The organism is Synechococcus sp. CS-1329 (assembly GCF_025128055.1).
In the GTDB taxonomy this organism is placed as follows: domain Bacteria; phylum Cyanobacteriota; class Cyanobacteriia; order PCC-6307; family Cyanobiaceae; genus Regnicoccus_A.
The window spans coordinates 1-19,698 of record NZ_JAHLYS010000012.1 but is presented as its reverse complement, the minus strand read 5'-3'; the positions used below and the strand labels follow the sequence as shown (position 1 = coordinate 19,698).

The window sequence follows — 19,698 nt, the reverse complement described above, 5'->3', positions numbered from 1 at the left end:
TCGGGCCGGCAGTGACCCCACCCAGGAACGATCCGACGATGAGCCCAGCGGCCTCCCTCGTGCCCGTGATCCTCTGCGGCGGCACCGGCACCCGCCTCTGGCCCCTCTCCCGTGCCAGTTACCCCAAGCAGTACTGGCCCCTGGGCGGCAGCGGCGAGGAAACCCTGCTGCAGCAGACCCAGTTGCGGCTCAAGGGGCTCAACCAGCTGGGGGCTCCCCTGCTGATCTGCAATGAGGACCACCGCTTCATCGTGGCCGAGCAGATGCGCCAGATCGAGGTGGAACCCGGCGCAATCCTGCTGGAACCCCTCGGGCGCAACACCGCCCCAGCCATTGCCGTGGCGGCCCTGCACGCCACCAGCCGGGGGGAGGATCCCCTGCTGCTGGTGCTGGCCGCCGATCACGTCATCAGCGACGGCGCCCGCTTTCGCGCCACCGTTGAGGCGGGCCGCGCCGCCGCCGAGGGCGGTCTGCTGGTGACCTTCGGCATCGTGCCCACCGCCCCGGAAACCGGCTACGGCTACATCGAGGCCGTGGAACCCCTGCCCCAGAGCGCCCCTGGGCTGGAGGAACGGGCGATCCCGGCCCCCACCCCGATCGCCCGCTTCGTGGAGAAACCCGACACGGCCACGGCGGAGGGCTTTCTGGCCAGCGGCCGCTTCACCTGGAACAGCGGCATGTTCCTGTTCCGCGCCAGCGCCATCCTCGCCGAGCTGGAGCGGCTGGCGCCTGAGGTGGTGAGCTGCTGCCGCGCCGCCATCGACCACGACAGCGCCGACCTCGATTTCCTGCGCCTGGAGCGGGAATCCTTTGCCAACTGCCCGAGCGTGGCGATCGATGTGGCGGTGATGGAGCGCACGGGCCTGGGGGCCGTGCTGCCCCTGGAGGCGGGCTGGAGCGATGTGGGCAGCTGGAGTGCCCTCTGGGAAACCGGCGCCCGCGATGGCGACGGCAATGTGCTGCGCGGACGGGTGATCAGCGAAGGCTCCCGCAACTGCTATCTGCGCAGCGAGCACCGGCTGGTGGTGGGCCTGGGGGTGGAGGATCTGGTGGTGGTCGAAACCGACGACGCCGTGCTGGTGGCCCACCGCGACCGCGCCCAGGAGGTCAAGACGATCGTGAACCGGCTCGCCGCCAGCGGCAGCCCCGAGGGCAAGGCCCACCGGCGCATCTACCGCCCCTGGGGCTCCTACGACGGCATCGTCGAGGGCCGCCGCTGGCAGGTCAAGAAGATCATGGTCAATCCCGGCGCCAGCCTCTCGCTGCAGATGCACCACCACCGGGCCGAGCACTGGGTGGTGGTGCAGGGCACGGCCGTGGTGGAGAAGGACGGCGTCGAGGAGCTGGTGGGCGAGAACCAGAGCACCTACATCCCGCTGGGCGCCAAACACCGGCTCAGCAATCCCGGCAAGATTCCCGTGGAGATGATCGAGGTGCAGAGCGGGCCTTATCTGGGCGAAGACGACATCGTCCGCTTCGAGGACCGCTACGGGCGCACGGATGTGGGCCTGCCGGTTCGCTGAGGGCTCAGCACCGTGCCGATCAGCTCGGCCCGGGGGAATCCGGCAGCCCGCACCGCCACCAGGGCCGCCTCAGCCGCCGCCGCCGGCAATGACGCCAGCAGTGGGCCGCAGGTCTGGGGGTCGACCAGCAGCTCCCGCAGGGGGGCCGTGAGGGGCTCGGCCTGAACCCTGCCGCTCTCCAGCTCCAGCCAGGCGCTGCGATTGGCCGGCGCCAGGCTGCTGGCGAACCCCCGCTCCAGCAGCTCCAACGCCCCCGGGAACACGGGCAGTGCCCCCAGCTTCAGCTCCACCCGCAGGAGCTGGGGCGCTGCCCGCAGCATCTCGCCGAGGTGACCCAGCAGCCCGAAGCCGGTCACATCGGTGCAGGCGTGGCAGCCATGGGCCGCCAGCAGCTCCACCAGCGGCTGCTGGCTCTGGGCCATCACCTCCAGGGCCCCATCGATCCACTCCGGCTCAGCCGCCGCGGCCATCGCGCCCGCGAAGAGCACGCCGCTGCCGATCGGGCGGCTGATCAGCAGGCGATCACCGACGGTGAGGTCGCCCTTGGCCCAGAAGCGGCCCGGCCCGCAGCGGCCGGTCACGCTCAGGGCCAGGCTGAGACCCTCGGCGCTGCTGCGCTGCTCCAGGGTGTGCCCCCCCACCAGCTGAGCATCGAGGGGATCGAGCACGGAGCGCACCCCGGCCAGGGTCTGCAGCAACCACTCCTCCTGCAGCGCATCGGTGCCCCGCGGCAGGGTCACCAGGGCCTGAACGCTCTCCACCCGGGCGCCACAGGCCCAGAGATCGGAGCAGGCATGCAGGGCGGTGAGCCGGCCGTTCAGCCAGTCGTCGCTCACCAGGGCGGGAAAGCCATCGAGGCTCTGCAGCACCAGGCCCTCCCCGGGGGCAGCGGCGAGCACGGCGGCGTCATCAGCCCCGCTCAGACCCAGCCGCCCCAGGGCCCCGCGCAGGGGAGCGGCACCCAGTTTGGCGGCGCAGCCCCGGCAGGGGCTCTCGCCGGCCATGGGCGCCAGGGCCTGGAAGCGGCTGATGAAGCGGCGGTCGATCCAGGCCTTGCACCACCACAGCCAGCGGGAGGGCCCCAGGCAGAACGGCCCCCACTGGGCCAGAGCCCGCGGCCGGCCATCGACGGCACCGCCATCCCCCAGCAGTTGCAGGGCCCAGCGGGGGGGCTGCCAACGGCGCAGCGGTTCGGAGCGAAGGCCGCGGCGCAGATTGGCGGCCAGCAGCGGAGCCACCCGCACCGCCCACACCCCGCTGGGGGGGCGCGGCACCGAGCGCACCAGACCACAGTCGCCGCAGGCGAACAGGCCGGGATGGCCCTCCACCTCCAGGCTGGCCTCGGTGAAGACACGGCCCGTGGCCGGGTCACAGGGCAGACCGCTGGCCGCCAGCCAGAGCGGAGCCCGGCTGCCCGTGCAGCGCAGCAGCGGCCCCGATTCAGCCGCCAGCGCAGCGGTGGCGGTGCCAGTGCCGGGGTCCGGGCTCTTGAGGGGAACACCCGCCGCCGCCAGCATCCGCTCGCCGGCCCGGTTGGCCGCGGCCGAGCCCAGGGCAAGGCTGTCGTCGCGCCGCAGCAGCTCCACCCCCAGGCCCCGGGCCTTCAGGGCCAGAGCCACCTCCACCCCAGCCGCGCCGCCGCCCAGCACCCGGCAGGGGCCGCCGCCGGTCACCAGCAGCTCCCACCAGGCCAGAAAGCGCTCCAGCGGCTTGATCGCCATCCCGCCGCTGCCTGGGGTGATCGCCCCCACATCGAGGCTGAGCCGATCCCAGCGCAGGGGGGGGCGGCCAGCCAGCTGCAACTCACGCCCGGCCAGATCGAGGCCGGTGATCTCGGCCAGCACAAAGCTCACCCCAGCGCGGTCGCAGAGGCGGCGCAGGTCGATGGCGGCCTCGCGGCGGCTGTAGAGCCCGGCGATCAGACCCGGCACCATGCCGCTGTAGAGTGCAGTGCTGGCGCGGCTCACCAGGGTGATCAGTACCCCCGGGGGCGGACCCTCCATCGCCCAGCGGCGCAGCAGCAAGGCATGGCTGTGACCACCCCCGGCCAGGATCAGGTGCTGCTGGAGGTCGGGGGTGTCGTCAGTCCCCACGCGGCCCATAGCCCTGGGGATTGGCACTCTGCCAGGCCCAGCCATCGCGGCAGATGGCCTCGAGGTCGCGCTGGGTGCGCCAGGCCAGGCGCCGCTCCGCCAATGACGGATCCGCCACCGTGGCCGCCACATCCCCGGGCCGGCGCGGAACGAGGTCGTAAGGAACGGGGGAGCCGCAGGCCCGCTCGAAGGCCGCCACCACCTCCAGCACCGACTGGCCCCGACCGCTGCCCAGGTTGAGGGTGAGCAGCTGGGGCGGCTCGGCCATCAGCACCTCCAGGGCCGCCCTGTGGCCGTCGGCCAGGTCCATCACGTGGATGTAATCGCGCACACCGGTGCCATCGGCGGTGGGCCAGTCGGAGCCGAACACCTGCAGCGACGGCCGCCGCCCCACCGCCACCTGACTCAGGAAGGGGAAGAGGTTGTTGGGAATGCCGCCCGGGTCCTCGCCGATGCGGCCGCTGGGGTGGGCACCGACCGGGTTGAAATAGCGCAAGCGCGCCACCCGCCAGCCCGGCTCACTGGCGCAGACATCCGCCAGCATCTGCTCCACCGCCGCCTTGGAGTACCCGTAGGGATTCACCGGAGCGACCCGGGCGGTTTCGGCGATCGGCACCGACTCCGGGGAGCCGTAGAGGGTGGCGCTGCTGCTGAAGACGATCGTGCGGCAGCCGACCTGGACCATGGCCGCCAGCAGGGCGCGGCTGCCGCTCAGGTTGACGTCCCAGTAGCGCAGGGGGTCGGCCACCGATTCGCCCACGGCCTTGAGGCCGGCGAAATGGACCACGGCCTCGATCGGAGCCGCCGCGAAGGCCTGCGCCAGATCCGCGGGGCTGCGCAGATCCCCTTCGATCAGCTGCAACCGTGGGCCGGCCAGAGGGCCGGCCAGCTCCTGGACACGCCGCAGGGCTTCAGGAGAACTGTTGGAGAAGTCGTCGAGCACCACCAGCCGGTGGCCCGCCTCCAGCAGCACCAGGCAGGTGTGGCTGCCGATGAAGCCAGCACCGCCGGTGATCAGCAGCTGGCTCATCCCAGCCTCAGATCAAGGGTGCGCAGACCGTCTGCCGGGGCGGGCCATGGTTCGGCATTGGGAGTCCAGTCATGGTTGGGCTCCGGGGCGTCGCCCTCCGCGACCGCGTCGCCCTCCTGGGCCAGGTCGACAGGTTCGAAAGCGATCCGATCGGAGCCCTCGGCTCCCAGCTCAAAGCGGACCGCCGCCGCCGGGCCGTTGATCTCCAGCCGCAGCGGCAGGTGGGGATCGATGCAGGGATGCAGGGAGGGATAAAGGCGGCTGTGGCGATAGCGCAGGCCGAGCCAGCCGTCGCCCAGGGGCAGCTCCCGGCCGTTCAAACGCAGCGCACAGGTCTGGAGAAAGGCCGGGTTGGCCGTCAGCTCCAGGCGCTGCAGGGAACTGTCGACAAAGCGGCTGGTGTTGCCCCCCTGCACAGGGGTGTCACAGAGCAGGGGCCAGGGCTCCAGCGCGCGGCGGATCTCCAGCCGGGCCTCGCCCTGCTCCCAGCTCAGCAGCAGGGGGAAGCGCCACTCCCAGATCGCGCGGTAGGGCTCTGGCTCCAGCACCAGCCCATCGCGGGCCAGCAGATCCAGCACCACCTGAAGGTTGGACCAGATGGCCTGGGGCAGCTGCATCGCATCGTGAAGCCGCTCCCCGAAGGGCTCGAGCCGGGTGGGACGGTGGGCCGGATCGAGCAGGTGGGCGGCCAGGGCGCTCCAGAGCAGGGCGATGGCAGCGGTCCAGTCGGGATCCGGCAGGGTTTCGATCGCCCGGAACTCGATCAGTCCCTGGCAGCCGGCCGCCCAGGCGGGGTTCCAGAACTTGTCGAAGCTGATCTCGCTGCGGTGGGTGTTGCCGCTGCGGTCGGCATGGAGGTGGCGCAGGGTTTCGCTGATCAAGATGCGCTGGTCCCCCTCGGGCAGGGATTCGATCGCCCGGTGGGCCAGCAGCAGATCCAGGGCACTGGCGCTGCCTTCGTCGAGGCGGGGGGCCTGGGAGGCCGGCCCGACGGAACTGTTGCCGAACAGGTAGGAGAGGCTGGGATGCCGCTGCCAGAAGCGCAGGATCGCCACCAGCCAGGCCGGCCGTGAGAAGAAGGGATTGGTCTCGAGGCTGGGGCCTCCCCAGAGCAGGTGATTGCCACCGCCTGTGCCCTCCTGGCGCTCCCCCACCTGCTTCCAACTGCGCAGCCCCACCGCTTCCGAGGCCTCGGCGAGGGTGCGGATCCAGAAGTTGTAGTCGGCCCAGCCGTGACAGACCGGCAGATTCACCTCCAGCACGCCGGGATCAGCCGTCAGGCCCAGCACATGCCAGCGGCCATCAAGGTCGGAGGGGAGCACGCCGCTGAGTTCAGGCTGGCTCCAGCCGGCACTGGCTTCGGCAATCAGATGGAGCAGCTGCTCCAGCGGCTCCCGGGGCAGGGGCGGCAGGAAGAGGTTCCAACCGCGGGGGCTCACTTCCAGGGTCAGCACCTGGCGCAGCACCCCCTCGGGGAAGTACTGCAGGGGCAGCCGCAGCCCGGCCGGGCCACTGGCGGGCAGCAGCTCGCGCAGGGGCTTGGCCAGGGGCCAGCGGGCGGCCTGCCAGCCCTCAGGCAGATCGGGTTCGTCCTCCGTCGGGGTGCTGTGGGAGAGGGGGACGGCCCAGATCTTGGAGCTGGGATCAAGGGGATCCTTGAGCCGCAAGGGGTGCACCTCATGGCCGAGGGCCTTGCCGATGCCATGGAGGAAATCCTCCGCCCGCTTGGCCGGCAGGGGAGAGGGAGCGGCCTGATCCGCCGGGGATGTGGCTGGCGCCTGCTGGGGCCAGGGCACCAGGGGAGTGCCATCGAGGCCCGTGATCAGCCGCAGCGCCCAGCGGGGGTTGACCTCGCCGTCGTAGCGCTTGCCCGGGCAGTACATCAAGGTGCTGCCGGGCCAGACCCGCCGCTGCAGTTCGGCGGCCAGTCGGCGCGCGTAGCGCAGCTTGGTGGGACCGTCGGCCGCCACCGACCACTCGGCCCCCTCGGGGTCGATCGGCACCACCGTGGGCTCACCGCCGAGGGTGAGCTGGATGCCCTTGGCAACCAGCCGCCTCTCCGCCTCTGCGGCGGTGACGGCCATCCAGCCGGGTTGCACGGAAGCGGGCCGGATCGGCTCAGTGACCAGCATCGACTCAGCGCCTGCCCGGCTGGGCCGAGGGCAGCACCGTGCAGGCGTTGATGGGCATCGACTCCACATTCCAGATCCTCTCTGCATACTCGCGGATCGAGCGGTCGCTGCTGAAGAACCCGCAACGGGCTGAATTGAGCAGCGACATGCGGCTCCAGCCCACAGCATCCACCCAGGCGGCATCCACGGCGTTGTGGGCCTTGCGGTAGTCACCGATATCGGCCATGACCCGGTAGGGATCACTGCTGCAGAGGTTGGCCAGCAGGGGGTGGAAGAGGTCGCGATCGCCTTCGCTGAAATGACCCGAGCCGATCAGGTCGATGGCTTCACGGGCAATCGGATCGTTCTCCAGCCAGGGCATCGGGTGGTAGCCGCCCCTGTTGATCACCTCCAGCTGCTCGGCGGTGTGGCCGAACAGGAAGAAGTTGTCGTGGCCCACGAGATCCCTGATCTCGATGTTGGCGCCATCGAGGGTGCCGATGGTGACGGCGCCGTTGAGGGCCATCTTCATGTTGCCGGTGCCGGAGGCCTCCAGGCCTGCGGTGGAGATCTGCTCGGAGAGGTCAACGGCCGGGTAGACCTTCTGGCCAAGGCTGACGCTGAAGTTGGGCAGGAATACCACCCGCAGGCGCCCGTCCATGGCGGGATCCATGTTGACGATCTCGGCGATGCCGCAGATCAGGCGAATGATCAGCTTGGCCATGGCGTAGCCCGGCGCCGCCTTGCCGCCGAAGATGAAGGTGCGCGGCGGCAGGTCTTCGCCATTGCGGATGCGCAGATAGCGCTCGACGATCTGCAGGGCCGCCAGGTGCTGGCGCTTGTACTCGTGGATCCGCTTCACCTGCACATCGAAGAGGGAGGCGGGGTCCACCAGCACACCCAGTTGCTGGTGGATCAGGTTGGAGAGACGCTGCTTGTTCTGATCGCGAACGCCGCGCCAACGCTCCAGGAAGGCCCCATCGTCGGCGTAGGACTCCAGGCGCGAGAGTTCGCCCAGATCGCGGCGCCAGGTGCTGCCGATGGTGTCATCGAGCAGGTCCGAGAGCGACGGGTTGGCCACGGCGATCCAGCGCCTTGGGGTGACGCCGTTGGTGACGTTGGTGAACTTCTCAGGCCACAGCTCCACAAAGGGGGCGAACAGGTCCTTGCGCACCAGCTTGCTGTGCAGCTCTGCCACGCCATTGACGCGGTGGCTGCCCACCACCGCCAGATTCGCCATGCGCACCTTGCGCTGGGGCCCCTCCTGAATCAGCGACATGCGCTCCAGCAGGGCCGGCTGGCCGGGGTTGCGGATGCGCACCATGCGCAGAAAGCGGGTGTTGATCTCGTAGATGATCTCCAGCTGGCGCGGCAGCAACTGCTCGAACAGGTCGACACCCCAGGTCTCGAGGGCCTCCGGCAGCAGCGTGTGGTTGGTGTAGCTGACGCAGGCGGTGGTGATCGACCAGGCGGTGTCCCAGTCGACGCCGTGCTCATCGATCAGCAGCCGCATCAGCTCGGCCACGGCAATGGCCGGGTGGGTGTCGTTGAGCTGAACGGCGAATTTGGTGTGGAACTCCGTGACCGGCAACCCCTGCCCCTTGAGGATGCGGAACATGTCCTGCAGGGAGCAGCTCACGAAGAAGATCTGCTGGCTGAGGCGCAGTTGCTTGCCCTGGCTGGTCTCGTCGTTCGGATAGAGCACCTTCGAGAGGGTTTCCGAATTGATCTTCTGCAGCACCGCCCGGGTGTAGTCACCGGCATTGAAGGAGGCGAAATCGAAGGATTCCGGCGCTTGGGCCGACCACAGCCTCAGGGTGTTGGCGGTGTGAACCCCATAGCCCAGGATCGGGGTGTCGTAGGCCACGCCGATCACCGTGTGGCCGCCGATGACCACCGGGTAGGACCACTCCGGGCGGATCACCTCCCAGGGGTTTCCCTGGGCCAGCCAGGGATCGGTGCTCTCCACCTGGCTGCCCCGCACGATCTGCTGGCGAAAGATGCCGAATTCGTAGCGGATGCCGTAGCCGATCGCCGGCAGCTCAAGGCTGGCCATCGATTCCTGGAAACAGGCCGCCAACCGGCCCAGACCACCGTTGCCCAGGCCCGGCTCGGGCTCTTCGGCAATCAGCTGCATCAGGTCGAGACCCAGCTCATCGCAGGCCTCCTGGGCGACGTCGCGCAGGCCCAGGTTCACCAGGTTGTTCTCCAGGTGCGGGCCGAGCAGATATTCGGCGGAGAGGTACGACACCGTGCGCACCCCGCTCTGGGTGTAGGCCTCGGCGGTGTCGACCCAGTTCTGCAGCAGCTGATCGCGCACCGCCATCGCCAGGGCGCGGTAGTAATCGTGGCTGGTGGCCAGCGAGGGGGACTTGGCCTGGGTGAAGAACAGATGCCGGCGCATCGCCTCGGCCAGGGCGTGACCATCCAGGGAAGGCGACGCGCCGAGGTCGGTGGGTGGGACGGTGCTGGCTGCCATGGAGGCGGGTTGTGTCAACTTCTCCCTTCATGCTGCGGGAGCCCACCCCATCGCTGCTGGAACGGTTACCGATTCAGGTTCATTCCAGGTTCCCTGAAGGTTCGCCTCAGAAGTGCAGCAGGTTGGGAACGGTGTGGTCCTCGCTGAGCAGCTCAGCCGCGATCGACCATTGCATCTCGCTGCTGACCCCCGCCGGACCGCTGAAGGTGCCCATCACGGCCGCGGCCAGGTTGGGCTTCGAGGAGGTGGCCAGGGGGATGTAGCGATCGTCGACGGCCCCCATGCCGCTGGGATCGAAGCCCCGCCAGCCGGCCCCCGGCAGGTACACCTCTGCCCAGGCGTGCAGGTCGTAGCGCTCGGGCCTGGGCTCCACCAGGTGGTAGCCGCTGACGAAGCGGGCCGGCAGCCCCACGCAGCGGCAAGCCTCGATCATCAGCACCGCCAGATCGCGGCAGGAGCCCACCCGCTCCTTGAGGGTGCGTCCGGCGGGCCAGGCCGGCCCAACGTGCCGCTGGGTGTACTTGACCCTGTCCTGGATCATCTCCACCAGCTGCTGCAGGAACATCAGCGCCCGCTGGTCACTGCCCATCAGGGCCTCCTGGGCCAGTTCCACGGCGGCGGGATCGTGCTGGCCGTTCGGCAGCCAGCCCTCGAGGCTGCCCTGCAGATCGCCGTTGAGCAGGCCCTTGGGATAAGGCAGCGAGGGCTCATTCTCCTCAAGGCACACCTGCAGCAGGGGCGGCACCTGGGTCTCCACCTCACACTGGGAGCGGATGTCAAGGGCATCGGTGGCGCCACTGAAGCGTGCCCGCAGGATGTCGTCGCCACTGGCGGCCACCAGCGCGTGCAGGCGATGGGGATCGGGGGAGAGGTAGAGATCGAAGCTGAGCAGACGCTGGAAGCCGTGGGCCCTGGGCTTCAGGCAGATGCGGTGCGGACCCAGCTGAACGGGAGCTGTATAGCGGTAACTGAGGGTGTGGGTTACGCGGGCGCGCATGCCGGGGGTACAGGAACGATGGTGCTGGGGTAAGGGCTGGGGAGGGCGTCGGTGGCGGCGCTGTCGTCCGACTCCGGCTGGGGCGAGGCCACCACGAAGTAGTTGGTTTCGATCAGGGCGTGCAGGCGGTTGAGATCGCCCTGGAAACGGTCGACGGCCTCATGCAGCCCCTGGGAGATCAGCTCGTCGATGCGCACGTAGCTCCAGGTGGCCAGCATGCGCCCCGTGAGGCATTCCAGGTCGTCGGGGGGGCCGGGCACCGGGTTGCCGCGGATCACCCGCATCGCCTTGCTCAGTCCCTCCAGGCAGTAGCGCACCGAGCGGGGAAAGATGGGATCGAGCAGCAGGAACTCGGCCACGGCCCGGGGGGTGATGCCCTGCTGCTGCGACTGGCGGAACATCTGGTAGGCCCCGGCGGAGCGCAGCAGCGAGATCCACTGCAGTTCATCCAGCACGCCCCCCACTTCCTCGGGGCTGGGCAGCAGCAAGTAGTACTTGACGTCGAGGATGCGGCTGGTCTTGTCGGCCCGCTCCACCAGCCGGCCCAGCTTGCTGAACTGCCAGGAAAGGTCGCGGCTCAAGGTGGCGTCAGTGATGCCGTAGAAGAGCTGACAGGCCTTGCGCACCTCGTGCAGCTGTTCCTGGCTGGGCAAACGCCAGAACTGATCACTCTCGAGCAGGGTGAGATGGAGGTCGTTGAGCTGCTCCCACATCTCGGTGGTGATCACCTCACGGATCTGGCGGGCGTTCTCCCTGGCGGCGTCAACGCAGTTGACGATGCTGCTGGGATTCTCCGGATCCTGAACCAGGAAGCGCACCACCTCTTCGGGGCCGCCGCCGGGGAAGATCTTGTCGAAGAGTTCACGGTCGCCGCTGGCGTCGATCAGGGGCAGCCAGGGCTCGGCACTGCCGGGGGGGCAATCGAGGGCCATGGCCTCGCTCACCTCAAGGAAGCGGGAGATGTTCTCCGCCCGCTCCACATAGCGGTTGATCCAATAGAGCGATTCGGCGACGCGACTCAGCATGAGCTCTCATCCACGATCCAGGTGTCCTTGCAGCCCCCGCCCTGGGAGGAGTTCACCACCAGGGAGCCCCGGCGCAGCGCCACGCGGGTGAGCCCACCGGGACTCACCCAGGCACCCTTGCCCCGCAGGACGTAGGGGCGCAGATCCACGTGGCAGGGGTAGAGCTCGCCTTCACTGAGGGAGGGCACGGTGGAGAGCTCCAGGGTGGGCTGGGCGATGAAATTGCGGGGATCCGCCTGGATCTTCTCCGCAAAGGAGAGGATCTCGGCCTGGTCGGCATGGGGGCCGATCAGCATGCCGTACCCCCCGGCCTCCGCCACCGACTTGACCACCAGCTCGCTGAGATGGGCGAGCACATAGGCCTGGTCGTCGGGCCGCGAGCAGATGTAGGTGGGCACGTTCTCGATGATCGGCTCCTCCCCCAGGTAGTAGCGGATCATCTCCGGCACGTAGGCGTAAATCAGCTTGTCGTCGGCCACACCGGTGCCGGGGGCGTTGGCGATCGCCACCCGCCCGGCCCGGTAGGCCTCCATCAGCCCGCGCACCCCCAGCATCGAGTCGGGGCGGAAGACGGCAGGATCAAGGAAATCGTCGTCGATGCGGCGGTAGATCACATCCACCGGCTCGAGCCCGGAGGTGCTGCGCATCCACACCCGATTGCCCTCGCAGACCAGATCGCGACCCTCCACCAGCTGGATGCCCATCTGCTGGGCCAGGTAGCTGTGCTCGAAATAGGCGCTGTTGAACACGCCGGGGGTGAGCAGCACCACCTTGGGGGTGTCGGTCCAGGGGGCCAGGTCACGCAGGGTCTGCAGCAGGTGCGACGGGTAGTCGTCGATGGGCTGCACCGTGCGACCGGCGAAGAGGCTGGGGAACATCCGCTTCATCACGCGGCGGTTCTCGAGGAAGTAGGCCACCCCCGAGGGGCAGCGCAGGTTGTCCTCCAGCACCCGCCAGGTGCCCTGACCGTCGCGGATCAGATCGAGCCCGGAAATGTGGCACCAGCGGCCCAGGGGCGGCTTGAACCCCTGCATCTGGGGACGCCAGCCCTGGGAGGTCTCCAGGTCCTCGCGGGGCACGACCCCATCGTTGAGGATTTTCTGATCGCCGTAGACATCGCCCAGGAAGCTGTCGATCGCCTCCAGCCGCTGAATCAGGCCCAGCTCCAGCCGCTGCCATTCGCCCGAGCGGATCAGGCGCGGCAGGGGATCGAAGGGAAGGATGCGCTCACCGCCCCGCTCACCGGAGCCGTTGAGGCGGAAGGTGGCCCCGAGGCGCTTGAGCAGCATGCCGGCGGCGGCATGGTTGCGGTTGATCTCCTCGATCCCCAGCTGACCAAGGGACGAGAGCAGCGGACTCAGGGCCGAGCGCGGCTCGGAGGCGGCGCTGAAATACTCGTCGTAACCCTTGCTCGGCTTGTAGTCGGTGAACATCGAGGGGGGCGTGGCCATGGCTTGATCATGGACAGCGGCATTGACAACTCTGGTGGTGATCGCTACCGATTGCCCCTGGGTTGAGCTGGATCGATCCAGATCGACACCCGGCCCTCAGCCCATGCCAGCGGCCCTCAGAGCAGGAAGTAGAGCTGCGCCATCGGCAGCACCTCCGCCGGCTCACAGGTGAGCAGTTCGCCATCGGCGAACACTTCATAGGTCTGGGGATCCACCTCCACCTTGGGCAGGGCGCAGTTGTTGCGCATCTGGGCCTTGCCGATGCCGCGGGTGTGCACCACCGGCACGCAGGGGCGCTTCAGGCCCAGCTTGCGCGGCAGGTCGTCGTCGAGGGCCGCCTGGCTCAGGAAGGTGAGGCAGCTGGGGGCGAGGGCACCGCCGTAGGCCGCGAACATGGGCCGGCCATGCACGGGTCCGGGGGTGGGGATCGAAGCGTTGGCATCGCCCATCTGGGCCCAGACGATCGAGCCGCCCTTGATCACCAGCTCCGGCTTGACACCGAAGAAGCCTGGCTTCCAGAGCACCAGATCGGCCAGCTTGCCCACCTCCACCGAGCCGATCTGGCTGTCGAGGCCGTGGGCGACTGCCGGGTTGATCGTGACCTTGGCGATGTAGCGCTTGAGGCGCACGTTGTCATTGCGGCCGGCCCCGGGCCCGGCGCTGTCCTGCGGCAGGCTGCCGCGCTGCACCTTCATCTTGTGGGCGGTCTGGAAGGTGCGGGTGATCACCTCGCCCACCCGGCCCATGGCCTGGGAGTCGCTGGCGATGATCGAGAACGCGCCAAGGTCGTGGAGGATGTCCTCGGCGGCGATCGTCTCGCGGCGGATGCGCGATTCGGCGAAGGCCACATCCTCGGGGATGGCCGCATCGAGGTGATGACACACCATCAGCATGTCGAGGTGCTCCTCGAGTGTGTTGCGGGTGTAGGGGCGGGTGGGGTTGGTGGAGCTGGGCAGCACGTTGGCCTCGCCGCAGATCCGGATGATGTCGGGGGCGTGGCCGCCGCCAGCACCCTCGGTGTGGAAGGTGTGGATGGTGCGACCGCCGATCGCCCGGATCGTGTCCTCGACGAAACCCGCCTCGTTGAGGGTGTCGGAGTGGATGCAGACCTGCACGTCGAACCGATCGGCCACGGTCAGGCAGCAGTCGATCGCCGCCGGGGTGGTGCCCCAGTCTTCGTGGAGCTTGAGGCCGCAGGCGCCGGCGCGGATCTGCTCCTCAAGCGCTTCGGGCGTGCTGGCGTTGCCCTTGCCGTAGAAGCCCAGGTTCACCGGCAGCCCCTCGGCGGCCTGGAGCATGCGGGCCAGGTGGAAGGCGCCGGGGGTGCAGGTGGTGGCGTTGGTGCCAGTGGCCGGGCCGGTGCCGCCGCCCAGCAGGGTGGTGACGCCACTGGCGATGGCGGTCTCGATCTGCTGCGGGCAGATGAAGTGGATGTGGGTGTCGATGGCACCGGCGGTGAGGATGTGACCCTCGCCGGCGATCGCCTCGGTGCCCGGGCCCACCACGATCGTCACCCCATCGGTGATGTCGGGGTTGCCGGCCTTGCCGATGGCGCAGATGCGGCCGTCGCGCAGGCCCACATCGGCCTTGACGATCCCCCACCAATCGAGGATCAGGGCATTGGTGATCACCGTGTCGACGGCGCCGTCGGCGCGGGAGGTCTGGGCCTGGCCCATGCCGTCGCGGATCACCTTGCCGCCGCCGAACTTCACCTCCTCGCCGTAGCTGGTGAAGTCGTCCTCCACCTCCAGGATCAGTTCGGTGTCGGCCAGCCGCAGCCGGTCGCCGGTGGTGGGGCCGTAGGTCTCGGCATAGGCCCGGCGGTCCATCCGATAGGGCATGGCTGGTGCGGGGGCGAAGGAAAGGGGGATGGGCCGGGCGGCCCGGGGGGCTCAGTCGAGGGGGCCGTTGATCAGGCCGTTGAAGCCATAGACGCAGCGGGAGCCGGCCAGGGGCACCAGCTGCACCGCACGTTGATCGCCCGGCTCGAAGCGGATCGCGGTGCCGGCGGGGATGTCGAGGCGCTGGCCCCGCGCCGCCTCCCGATCGAAAACCAGGGCATGGTTGGCCTCGTAAAAGTGGAAGTGGGAGCCCACCTGCACCGGCCGATCACCCCGGTTGGCCACCTCGATCGTGGTGACCGGCCGGCCAGCGTTGAGCTCCAGGCTGCCGGGTTCAGGAAACAGTTCGCCGGGGATCATCGGATCGGATCGTGCAGGGTGACGAGCTTGGTGCCATCGGGGAAGGTGGCCTCCATCTGCACCTCGGGGATCAACTCCGGCACCCCCTCCATCACCTGCTCGCGGTTGAGCCAGGTGGTGCCCTCGGCCATCAGATCCGCCACGCTGCGGCCATCACGGGCCCCCTCCAACACCAGAAAACTGAGCCAGGCCACGGCTTCCGGGTGGTTGAGCCTGAGGCCCCGCTGCAGCCGGCGCTCCGCCAGAAGCGCTGCAGTGACGATCAGGAGCTTGTCTTTCTCCTGGGGGGTGAGATACATGGGCCAGGGCGTTCCGGCTCCACTGTGGCAGTGGCGGCGGCGATGGGCAGGTTCAACAGGAACGTTCGCCCACCAGGGGCGTCTCCTGAAAGGGCCAGACCCGCGGCAGCTGCGGCGGGGCCAGGCCGCGCTCGGCGCGGATACGCGCCCAGATGCGGGTGAACCACCAGCGGGCCGCCTGGGTGGAGCCGCCCCGGTAACGGGCCACCAGCCCCTGATCCAGCCGACCGCAGGCCATTTCCCCCTCCAGCCCGGCCCGATCGGCGCGACAGAGCTCCAACAGGGCGTCGGGCACCGGCACCGGCGCCGCCCACACCAGGCTGCCGAACACGGGCATCCCCGCCAGCCCGTGGGGGGAGCGCAGGGTCTCCCCCGCCAGCTCCAGTTGATCGACCACACTCCAGCGCCCCTGTCGGCGCACCTCCAGGCGCGAGCGCCAGCAGCCCTCCTCCAGGGTTTCGGCATCGGCACTGCGGCCCAGGCGCACCACATCGGCCCCGAGCCAGCTGGCCCCCTCGGCCAGCTCCACCCGGCAGTTCTGCTCGATCAGCCCCCCGGCGAACACCACCACCTCCTGGGGCAGCCATTCCAGATCCGCCCCCGCCTGCAGCTCGAAGCTCAGCCGCTGGCGGCTCCAGCTGCCCTGGGGAGCCAGGCGGGAGCGGCCCACGGACCCATACACCTTCTGGGCGGCGACGCTGGTGAGCAGCACACGGCTGTGGGGTCCGAGCTCAGCGCCGATGTTCAGCTCATCGCCCCCCACCAGGCCACCGCCGGTGTGCAGCAATGGCAGCTCGCAGCGGCCATCGGCGCGGGCGAAGGCCCGCTGGATCTTGAGGGGAGCCGTGGCGCCACCCTGGTGCTGGGTGCCGCGATCCGCCGCTCGATGGAAGCGCAGCTGGGCTTCGGCGCACCAGGGCTTGGGGGGGGTCGACACCATCTGGGGGATCCTGGCCCAGGACACCAGGCCTGATTTGGTAGCCATGGTCACAGGGAATGCTCCGTGGCCTGGAGAGGGTGCACTCTGATGCTGAGATTGACGCTTCTGTGTCCATGCCCGCGAGCTCCGGCCCACCAGCTGCTGCACCGCCGCTGCAACTGGAGTGGCGCGGCCAGGGCCCAGGTCAGGCGATGGGGACGGGTCTGCCCTTGCTGCATCTGCCCCTGAGTGCCCAGGAGCGCACCAGCCTGCGCGGGCGGCGGCGCAGCTCCTGCGGCCGCGAGCTGCAACTGCTGCTGCCTCGGGGACCGGCCCTGGAGCCAGGCGAGGGGCTGATGCCGGCCGATGGCAGCGTGCTGGTGATGGTTGAGCCCGCACCCGAGCGGGTGTTGGTGGTGCGCAGCCCGGATGCGCTGGTGTTGCTTCAGGCCGCCTACCACCTGGGCAACCGCCACGTGTCACTGGAGCTGCGCCCAGGGGAGCTGCGGCTGCTGGAAGATGGCGTGCTGGAGGGATTGATGCGCCAGAGGGGCCTGATGATCGAGCACCAGATGGCGCCATTTCTGCCGGAGCCGGGGGCCTATGCCACGGCCCATCACTCCCACGGCCACTCCCACGGTCAGGCCAGCCCCCAGCCGCGATGAGTGTGGCCGGCCTGCACCTGCTGCAACTGGTGAGCCCCGCTCTGCCGGTGGGAGCCTTCAGTTACTCGGAGGGGCTCGAGGTGCTCGTGCAGCGCGGAGCCATCACCACGGCGGAGGCCCTGCAGCAGTGGCTCGAGGCCGAGCTGAGGCGCGGCGGCATCGGCATCGAGGCCGCAGCCCTGGGTCCGCTGCAGGAGGCGCTGCGTCAGCATCAGCTCAGGGCTGCAACAGACCACGGAGACGCCTGCGGGCGTGAAGCGTTGCAGCAGGCCAGGGCCGCCTTGGTGGATCTCGACGGCTGGCTGCTGGCCCAGCGCGAAGCCGCCGAGCTGCGGGCCCAGCAACGGCAGATGGGACGGTCGTTGCTGCAGCTGCTGGCCCAACTGGGCTGGCCGCTGCAGCCCGCCGTTGAGCTGGCCTGGCCGGCAGCCTGGGCCTGGGCGGGGCTTTGCCTGGGGCTACCCCTCGGGGAGCTGGTGGAGGCCTACCTCTATGGCTGGTGCGCCAACCAGATCAGTGCCGCCGTGCGCCTGGTGCCGCTGGGACCCACCCAGGGGCAACGGCTTCAGCTGTCTCTGGCACCGCTGCTGGTGGAGCGCAGCCGGGAGCTGGTGCTGACGGATCCTCGCGAGCAATGGAGCGGCGGCATCGGCTCTGGCCTCAGCCAGCTCCACCACGCCGAGTTGTACTCCAGGCTGTTTCGAAGTTGATCACCAGAGCAGGCCACCGCCATGAGCAAATTGCGCGTTGGAGTGGCGGGGCCCGTGGGGTCCGGCAAGACGGCCCTGGTGGAAGCCCTCTGCCGGCGTCTGCGCCAGGAGCTGGAGCTGGCGGTGGTCACCAATGACATCTACACCCAGGAAGATGCCCAGTTCCTGACCCGCGCCGGAGCCCTGGAACCCGAGCGCATCCGCGGCGTGGAGACGGGAGGCTGCCCCCACACAGCCATCCGCGAAGACTGCTCGATCAATCGCGCCGCCGTCGAAGAGCTGGAGAATCAGTTTCCCAACCTCGATCTGGTGCTGGTGGAGAGCGGTGGTGACAATCTCGCGGCCAGCTTCAGCCCTGAACTGGTTGACCTCTGCATCTACGTGATCGACGTGGCCGCAGGAGACAAGATCCCCAGGAAGGGGGGCCCAGGCATCACCCGCTCCGACCTGCTGGTGATCAACAAGATTGATCTGGCGGCGATGGTGGGGGCCGATCTGGGGGTGATGCAGCGGGACACGGAACGAATGCGCTCAGGCCGCCCATGGTGCTTCACCAACCTGCGCAGCGGAGAAGGCCTGGATCGGGTGGAATCCTTTCTGCGCGAACAACTGCCTAGCCCAAAGGCCTGACTCAGAAAACGGGACTCGCCAGCAGATCCACACAGGCTCAGCAGCAACAGACGTTTCGTGTGATCCGATACATGCCGCCATGGGCACCGTCCCTAGGTTCCAAGCTGCCGTCAGCGTCGCGGCATACCTTCACCTTGACAAAGCACCAATGGTTCAGAATCTCTCTCGGCGGCTGTTTGCTGGACTCGCTGCTTCCGCCGTCAGCATCACTCTGGTGTCCTGCGGCGGCGGTGGCGGCGGAGACTCCGCCGGCAACTTCGATGGCGAGGTGAAGGTCGGTATTCTTCACTCTCTGAGTGGCACAATGGCCATCTCGGAAACGACCCTCAAAGAGGTCGAAGAGATGGCGATCAAGGAGATCAACGACGCCGGCGGCGTCAAGGTTGACGGCAAATCGTACAAAATCGTCGCCGTTGCCGAAGATGGTGCCTCAGATTGGCCCACCTTTGCTGAGAAATCACAGAAGCTGATCGACTCCGACAAAGTGGCTGTGGTCTTCGGAGGCTGGACCTCCGCCAGCCGCAAAGCCATGTTGCCGGTGTATGAGGCCAAGAATCATATGCTCTTCTACCCGATTCAATATGAAGGGCAGGAGTGCTCCAGGAACATCTTCTACACGGGCGCTGTTCCCAACCAGCAGGCCGAACCGGCCGTTGAGTGGCTGATGAAGACCTACGGCGACAAACTAGGCAAGAAGGTTTACCTAGTCGGCTCTGACTACGTCTATCCTCGGACCGCTAACACCATCATCAAGGAGCAGATGAAGGCCCTTGGTGGTGAAACCGTTGGTGAAGACTACATCCCTCTCGGCAACACCGAGGTGGCCCCGATCATCGCCAAGATCAAGAAGGCCTTCCCTGATGGTGGCATCATCATCAACACCTTGAACGGTGACTCCAACGTTGCCCTCTTCAAGCAGTTCAAGGCCGCCGGTATTGACCCGGCCAAATACCCGATCATGTCCTTCTCGATCGCCGAGGAGGAAATTCGCCAGATCGGACCTGAGTACACCACTGGCACCTACGCTGCCTGGAACTTCTTCATGAGCCTGGACACCCCGGCTTCGAAGAAGTTCACCTCCGACTTCCAGGCCATGTATGGCGCAGATCGGGTCACCGGTGACCCGGCTGAATCGGCCTACAACATGGTGTACCTCTGGAAGAAGGCCGTTGAGAAGGCCGGCACCTTCGAAGATCTTGACAAGGTCCGCAAGACCATGATTGGCATCAAATTCGATGCGCCCCAGGGCGAGATCGAAATGTTCCCCAACCACCACACCTCCGAGCGTGTGTTGATCGGTGAGGCTGAGGCCGACGGTCAGTTCAAGATCCTCGAGGACAGCAAGACGGCCATTCCGCCTCTCCCCTGGAACCAGTTCGTACCCGAAACCAAGGGCTTCACCTGCGACTGGACTCAGGATCGTCCTGATGCCGGCAAGTTCAAGATGTGATCAGAGCCATCCCTGGAAGGCGATGAAGGATCGGTGGTTCCTCCAGGAACCACCGCCATCCAGATCGATATATCACCACGTTCCACTTGGTCCAGCGTCGCTGACGCGACGCTGG

16 protein-coding genes are annotated in these 19,698 nt (G+C 68.2%); 5 read left to right on the top strand and 11 right to left on the bottom strand.

Features of this window, described 5'->3' with window-relative positions:
• The first annotated feature begins 38 nt into the window (after positions 1 to 38).
• Positions 39 to 1,523: a mannose-1-phosphate guanylyltransferase/mannose-6-phosphate isomerase gene (locus KQ304_RS01555; protein ID WP_259735370.1), complete on the top strand. Its 1,485-nt coding sequence runs from the start codon at positions 39 to 41 to the stop codon at positions 1,521 to 1,523.
• Here the strand turns inward: KQ304_RS01555 and selD are convergent.
• The 11 genes from selD to KQ304_RS01500 all read right to left on the bottom strand — a co-directional run bounded on the left by selD (position 1,487) and on the right by KQ304_RS01500 (position 16,149).
• On the bottom strand, positions 1,487 to 3,625 hold the full coding sequence (selD, locus tag KQ304_RS01550) for a selenide, water dikinase SelD (protein ID WP_259735369.1): 2,139 nt from the start codon (positions 3,623 to 3,625) through the stop codon (positions 1,487 to 1,489). The two genes, KQ304_RS01555 and selD, sit on opposite strands and share 37 nt — an antisense overlap.
• Positions 3,606 to 4,646 (bottom strand): UDP-glucose 4-epimerase GalE, encoded by a 1,041-nt coding sequence (gene galE / locus KQ304_RS01545; RefSeq protein ID WP_259735368.1) that lies wholly within the window; start codon positions 4,644 to 4,646, stop codon positions 3,606 to 3,608. Before galE ends, selD begins: the two co-directional genes overlap by 20 nt.
• Positions 4,643 to 6,778 (bottom strand): transglutaminase family protein, encoded by a 2,136-nt coding sequence (locus KQ304_RS01540; RefSeq protein ID WP_259735367.1) that lies wholly within the window; start codon positions 6,776 to 6,778, stop codon positions 4,643 to 4,645. Before KQ304_RS01540 ends, galE begins: the two co-directional genes overlap by 4 nt.
• 4 nt (positions 6,779 to 6,782) lie before the next feature.
• The gene (locus KQ304_RS01535) at positions 6,783 to 9,236 is read right to left on the bottom strand and encodes a glycogen/starch/alpha-glucan phosphorylase (RefSeq protein ID WP_259735366.1); all 2,454 of its coding nucleotides are present in this window, start codon (positions 9,234 to 9,236) and stop codon (positions 6,783 to 6,785) included.
• 106 nt (positions 9,237 to 9,342) lie between these two features.
• The gene (locus tag KQ304_RS01530) at positions 9,343 to 10,233 is read right to left on the bottom strand and encodes a transglutaminase family protein (RefSeq protein ID WP_259735365.1); all 891 of its coding nucleotides are present in this window, start codon (positions 10,231 to 10,233) and stop codon (positions 9,343 to 9,345) included.
• The gene (locus KQ304_RS01525) at positions 10,218 to 11,258 is read right to left on the bottom strand and encodes an alpha-E domain-containing protein (RefSeq protein WP_259735364.1); all 1,041 of its coding nucleotides are present in this window, start codon (positions 11,256 to 11,258) and stop codon (positions 10,218 to 10,220) included. The genes KQ304_RS01530 and KQ304_RS01525 overlap by 16 nt, the downstream gene beginning before the upstream one ends.
• Positions 11,252 to 12,691: a circularly permuted type 2 ATP-grasp protein gene (locus KQ304_RS01520; protein WP_259735440.1), complete on the bottom strand. Its 1,440-nt coding sequence runs from the start codon at positions 12,689 to 12,691 to the stop codon at positions 11,252 to 11,254. Before KQ304_RS01520 ends, KQ304_RS01525 begins: the two co-directional genes overlap by 7 nt.
• Positions 12,692 to 12,825: 134 nt before the next feature.
• Positions 12,826 to 14,550, bottom strand: coding sequence for an urease subunit alpha (gene ureC / locus KQ304_RS01515; protein ID WP_259735363.1), 1,725 nt, complete (start codon positions 14,548 to 14,550; stop codon positions 12,826 to 12,828).
• Positions 14,551 to 14,601: 51 nt separating this feature from the next.
• Positions 14,602 to 14,910: an urease subunit beta gene (locus tag KQ304_RS01510; protein WP_259735362.1), complete on the bottom strand. Its 309-nt coding sequence runs from the start codon at positions 14,908 to 14,910 to the stop codon at positions 14,602 to 14,604.
• Positions 14,907 to 15,209, bottom strand: a complete 303-nt coding sequence (locus KQ304_RS01505; RefSeq protein ID WP_255111454.1) for an urease subunit gamma — start codon at positions 15,207 to 15,209, stop codon at positions 14,907 to 14,909. Before KQ304_RS01505 ends, KQ304_RS01510 begins: the two co-directional genes overlap by 4 nt.
• Positions 15,210 to 15,261: 52 nt before the next feature.
• Positions 15,262 to 16,149 (bottom strand): urease accessory protein UreD, encoded by an 888-nt coding sequence (locus KQ304_RS01500; RefSeq protein WP_259735361.1) that lies wholly within the window; start codon positions 16,147 to 16,149, stop codon positions 15,262 to 15,264.
• A gap of 113 nt (positions 16,150 to 16,262) precedes the next feature.
• Between KQ304_RS01500 and KQ304_RS01495 the strand changes: the two genes are divergently transcribed.
• The 4 genes from KQ304_RS01495 to urtA all read left to right on the top strand — a co-directional run bounded on the left by KQ304_RS01495 (position 16,263) and on the right by urtA (position 19,583).
• Positions 16,263 to 16,793: an urease accessory protein UreE gene (locus tag KQ304_RS01495; protein WP_259735360.1), complete on the top strand. Its 531-nt coding sequence runs from the start codon at positions 16,263 to 16,265 to the stop codon at positions 16,791 to 16,793.
• Entirely contained in the window at positions 16,790 to 17,503 is a 714-nt protein-coding gene (locus tag KQ304_RS01490) for an urease accessory protein UreF (RefSeq protein ID WP_259735359.1), read from the top strand. Before KQ304_RS01495 ends, KQ304_RS01490 begins: the two co-directional genes overlap by 4 nt.
• A 21-nt stretch (positions 17,504 to 17,524) precedes the next feature.
• Positions 17,525 to 18,133, top strand: coding sequence for an urease accessory protein UreG (ureG, locus tag KQ304_RS01485; protein ID WP_259735358.1), 609 nt, complete (start codon positions 17,525 to 17,527; stop codon positions 18,131 to 18,133).
• Positions 18,134 to 18,281: 148 nt separating this feature from the next.
• The gene (gene urtA / locus KQ304_RS01480; RefSeq protein ID WP_259735439.1) at positions 18,282 to 19,583 is read left to right on the top strand and encodes an urea ABC transporter substrate-binding protein; all 1,302 of its coding nucleotides are present in this window, start codon (positions 18,282 to 18,284) and stop codon (positions 19,581 to 19,583) included.
• The last annotated feature ends 115 nt before the right edge of the window (positions 19,584 to 19,698 follow it).

Excerpts from the sequence above, each read along its gene's own strand:
- KQ304_RS01555 (WP_259735370.1), top strand. The coding sequence starts at position 39 with ATGAGCCCAGCGGCCTCCCTCGTGCCCGTGATCCTCTGCGGCGGCACC.
- selD (WP_259735369.1), bottom strand. The coding sequence starts at position 3,625 with ATGGGCCGCGTGGGGACTGACGACACCCCCGACCTCCAGCAGCACCTG.
- galE (WP_259735368.1), bottom strand. The coding sequence starts at position 4,646 with ATGAGCCAGCTGCTGATCACCGGCGGTGCTGGCTTCATCGGCAGCCAC.
- KQ304_RS01540 (WP_259735367.1), bottom strand. The coding sequence starts at position 6,778 with ATGCTGGTCACTGAGCCGATCCGGCCCGCTTCCGTGCAACCCGGCTGG.
- KQ304_RS01535 (WP_259735366.1), bottom strand. The coding sequence starts at position 9,236 with ATGGCAGCCAGCACCGTCCCACCCACCGACCTCGGCGCGTCGCCTTCC.
- KQ304_RS01530 (WP_259735365.1), bottom strand. The coding sequence starts at position 10,233 with ATGCGCGCCCGCGTAACCCACACCCTCAGTTACCGCTATACAGCTCCC.
- KQ304_RS01525 (WP_259735364.1), bottom strand. The coding sequence starts at position 11,258 with ATGCTGAGTCGCGTCGCCGAATCGCTCTATTGGATCAACCGCTATGTG.
- KQ304_RS01520 (WP_259735440.1), bottom strand. The coding sequence starts at position 12,691 with ATGTTCACCGACTACAAGCCGAGCAAGGGTTACGACGAGTATTTCAGC.
- ureC (WP_259735363.1), bottom strand. The coding sequence starts at position 14,550 with ATGCCCTATCGGATGGACCGCCGGGCCTATGCCGAGACCTACGGCCCC.
- KQ304_RS01510 (WP_259735362.1), bottom strand. The coding sequence starts at position 14,910 with ATGATCCCCGGCGAACTGTTTCCTGAACCCGGCAGCCTGGAGCTCAAC.
- KQ304_RS01505 (WP_255111454.1), bottom strand. The coding sequence starts at position 15,209 with ATGTATCTCACCCCCCAGGAGAAAGACAAGCTCCTGATCGTCACTGCA.
- KQ304_RS01500 (WP_259735361.1), bottom strand. The coding sequence starts at position 16,149 with ATGGTGTCGACCCCCCCCAAGCCCTGGTGCGCCGAAGCCCAGCTGCGC.
- KQ304_RS01495 (WP_259735360.1), top strand. The coding sequence starts at position 16,263 with ATGCCCGCGAGCTCCGGCCCACCAGCTGCTGCACCGCCGCTGCAACTG.
- KQ304_RS01490 (WP_259735359.1), top strand. The coding sequence starts at position 16,790 with ATGAGTGTGGCCGGCCTGCACCTGCTGCAACTGGTGAGCCCCGCTCTG.
- ureG (WP_259735358.1), top strand. The coding sequence starts at position 17,525 with ATGAGCAAATTGCGCGTTGGAGTGGCGGGGCCCGTGGGGTCCGGCAAG.
- urtA (WP_259735439.1), top strand. The coding sequence starts at position 18,282 with ATGGTTCAGAATCTCTCTCGGCGGCTGTTTGCTGGACTCGCTGCTTCC.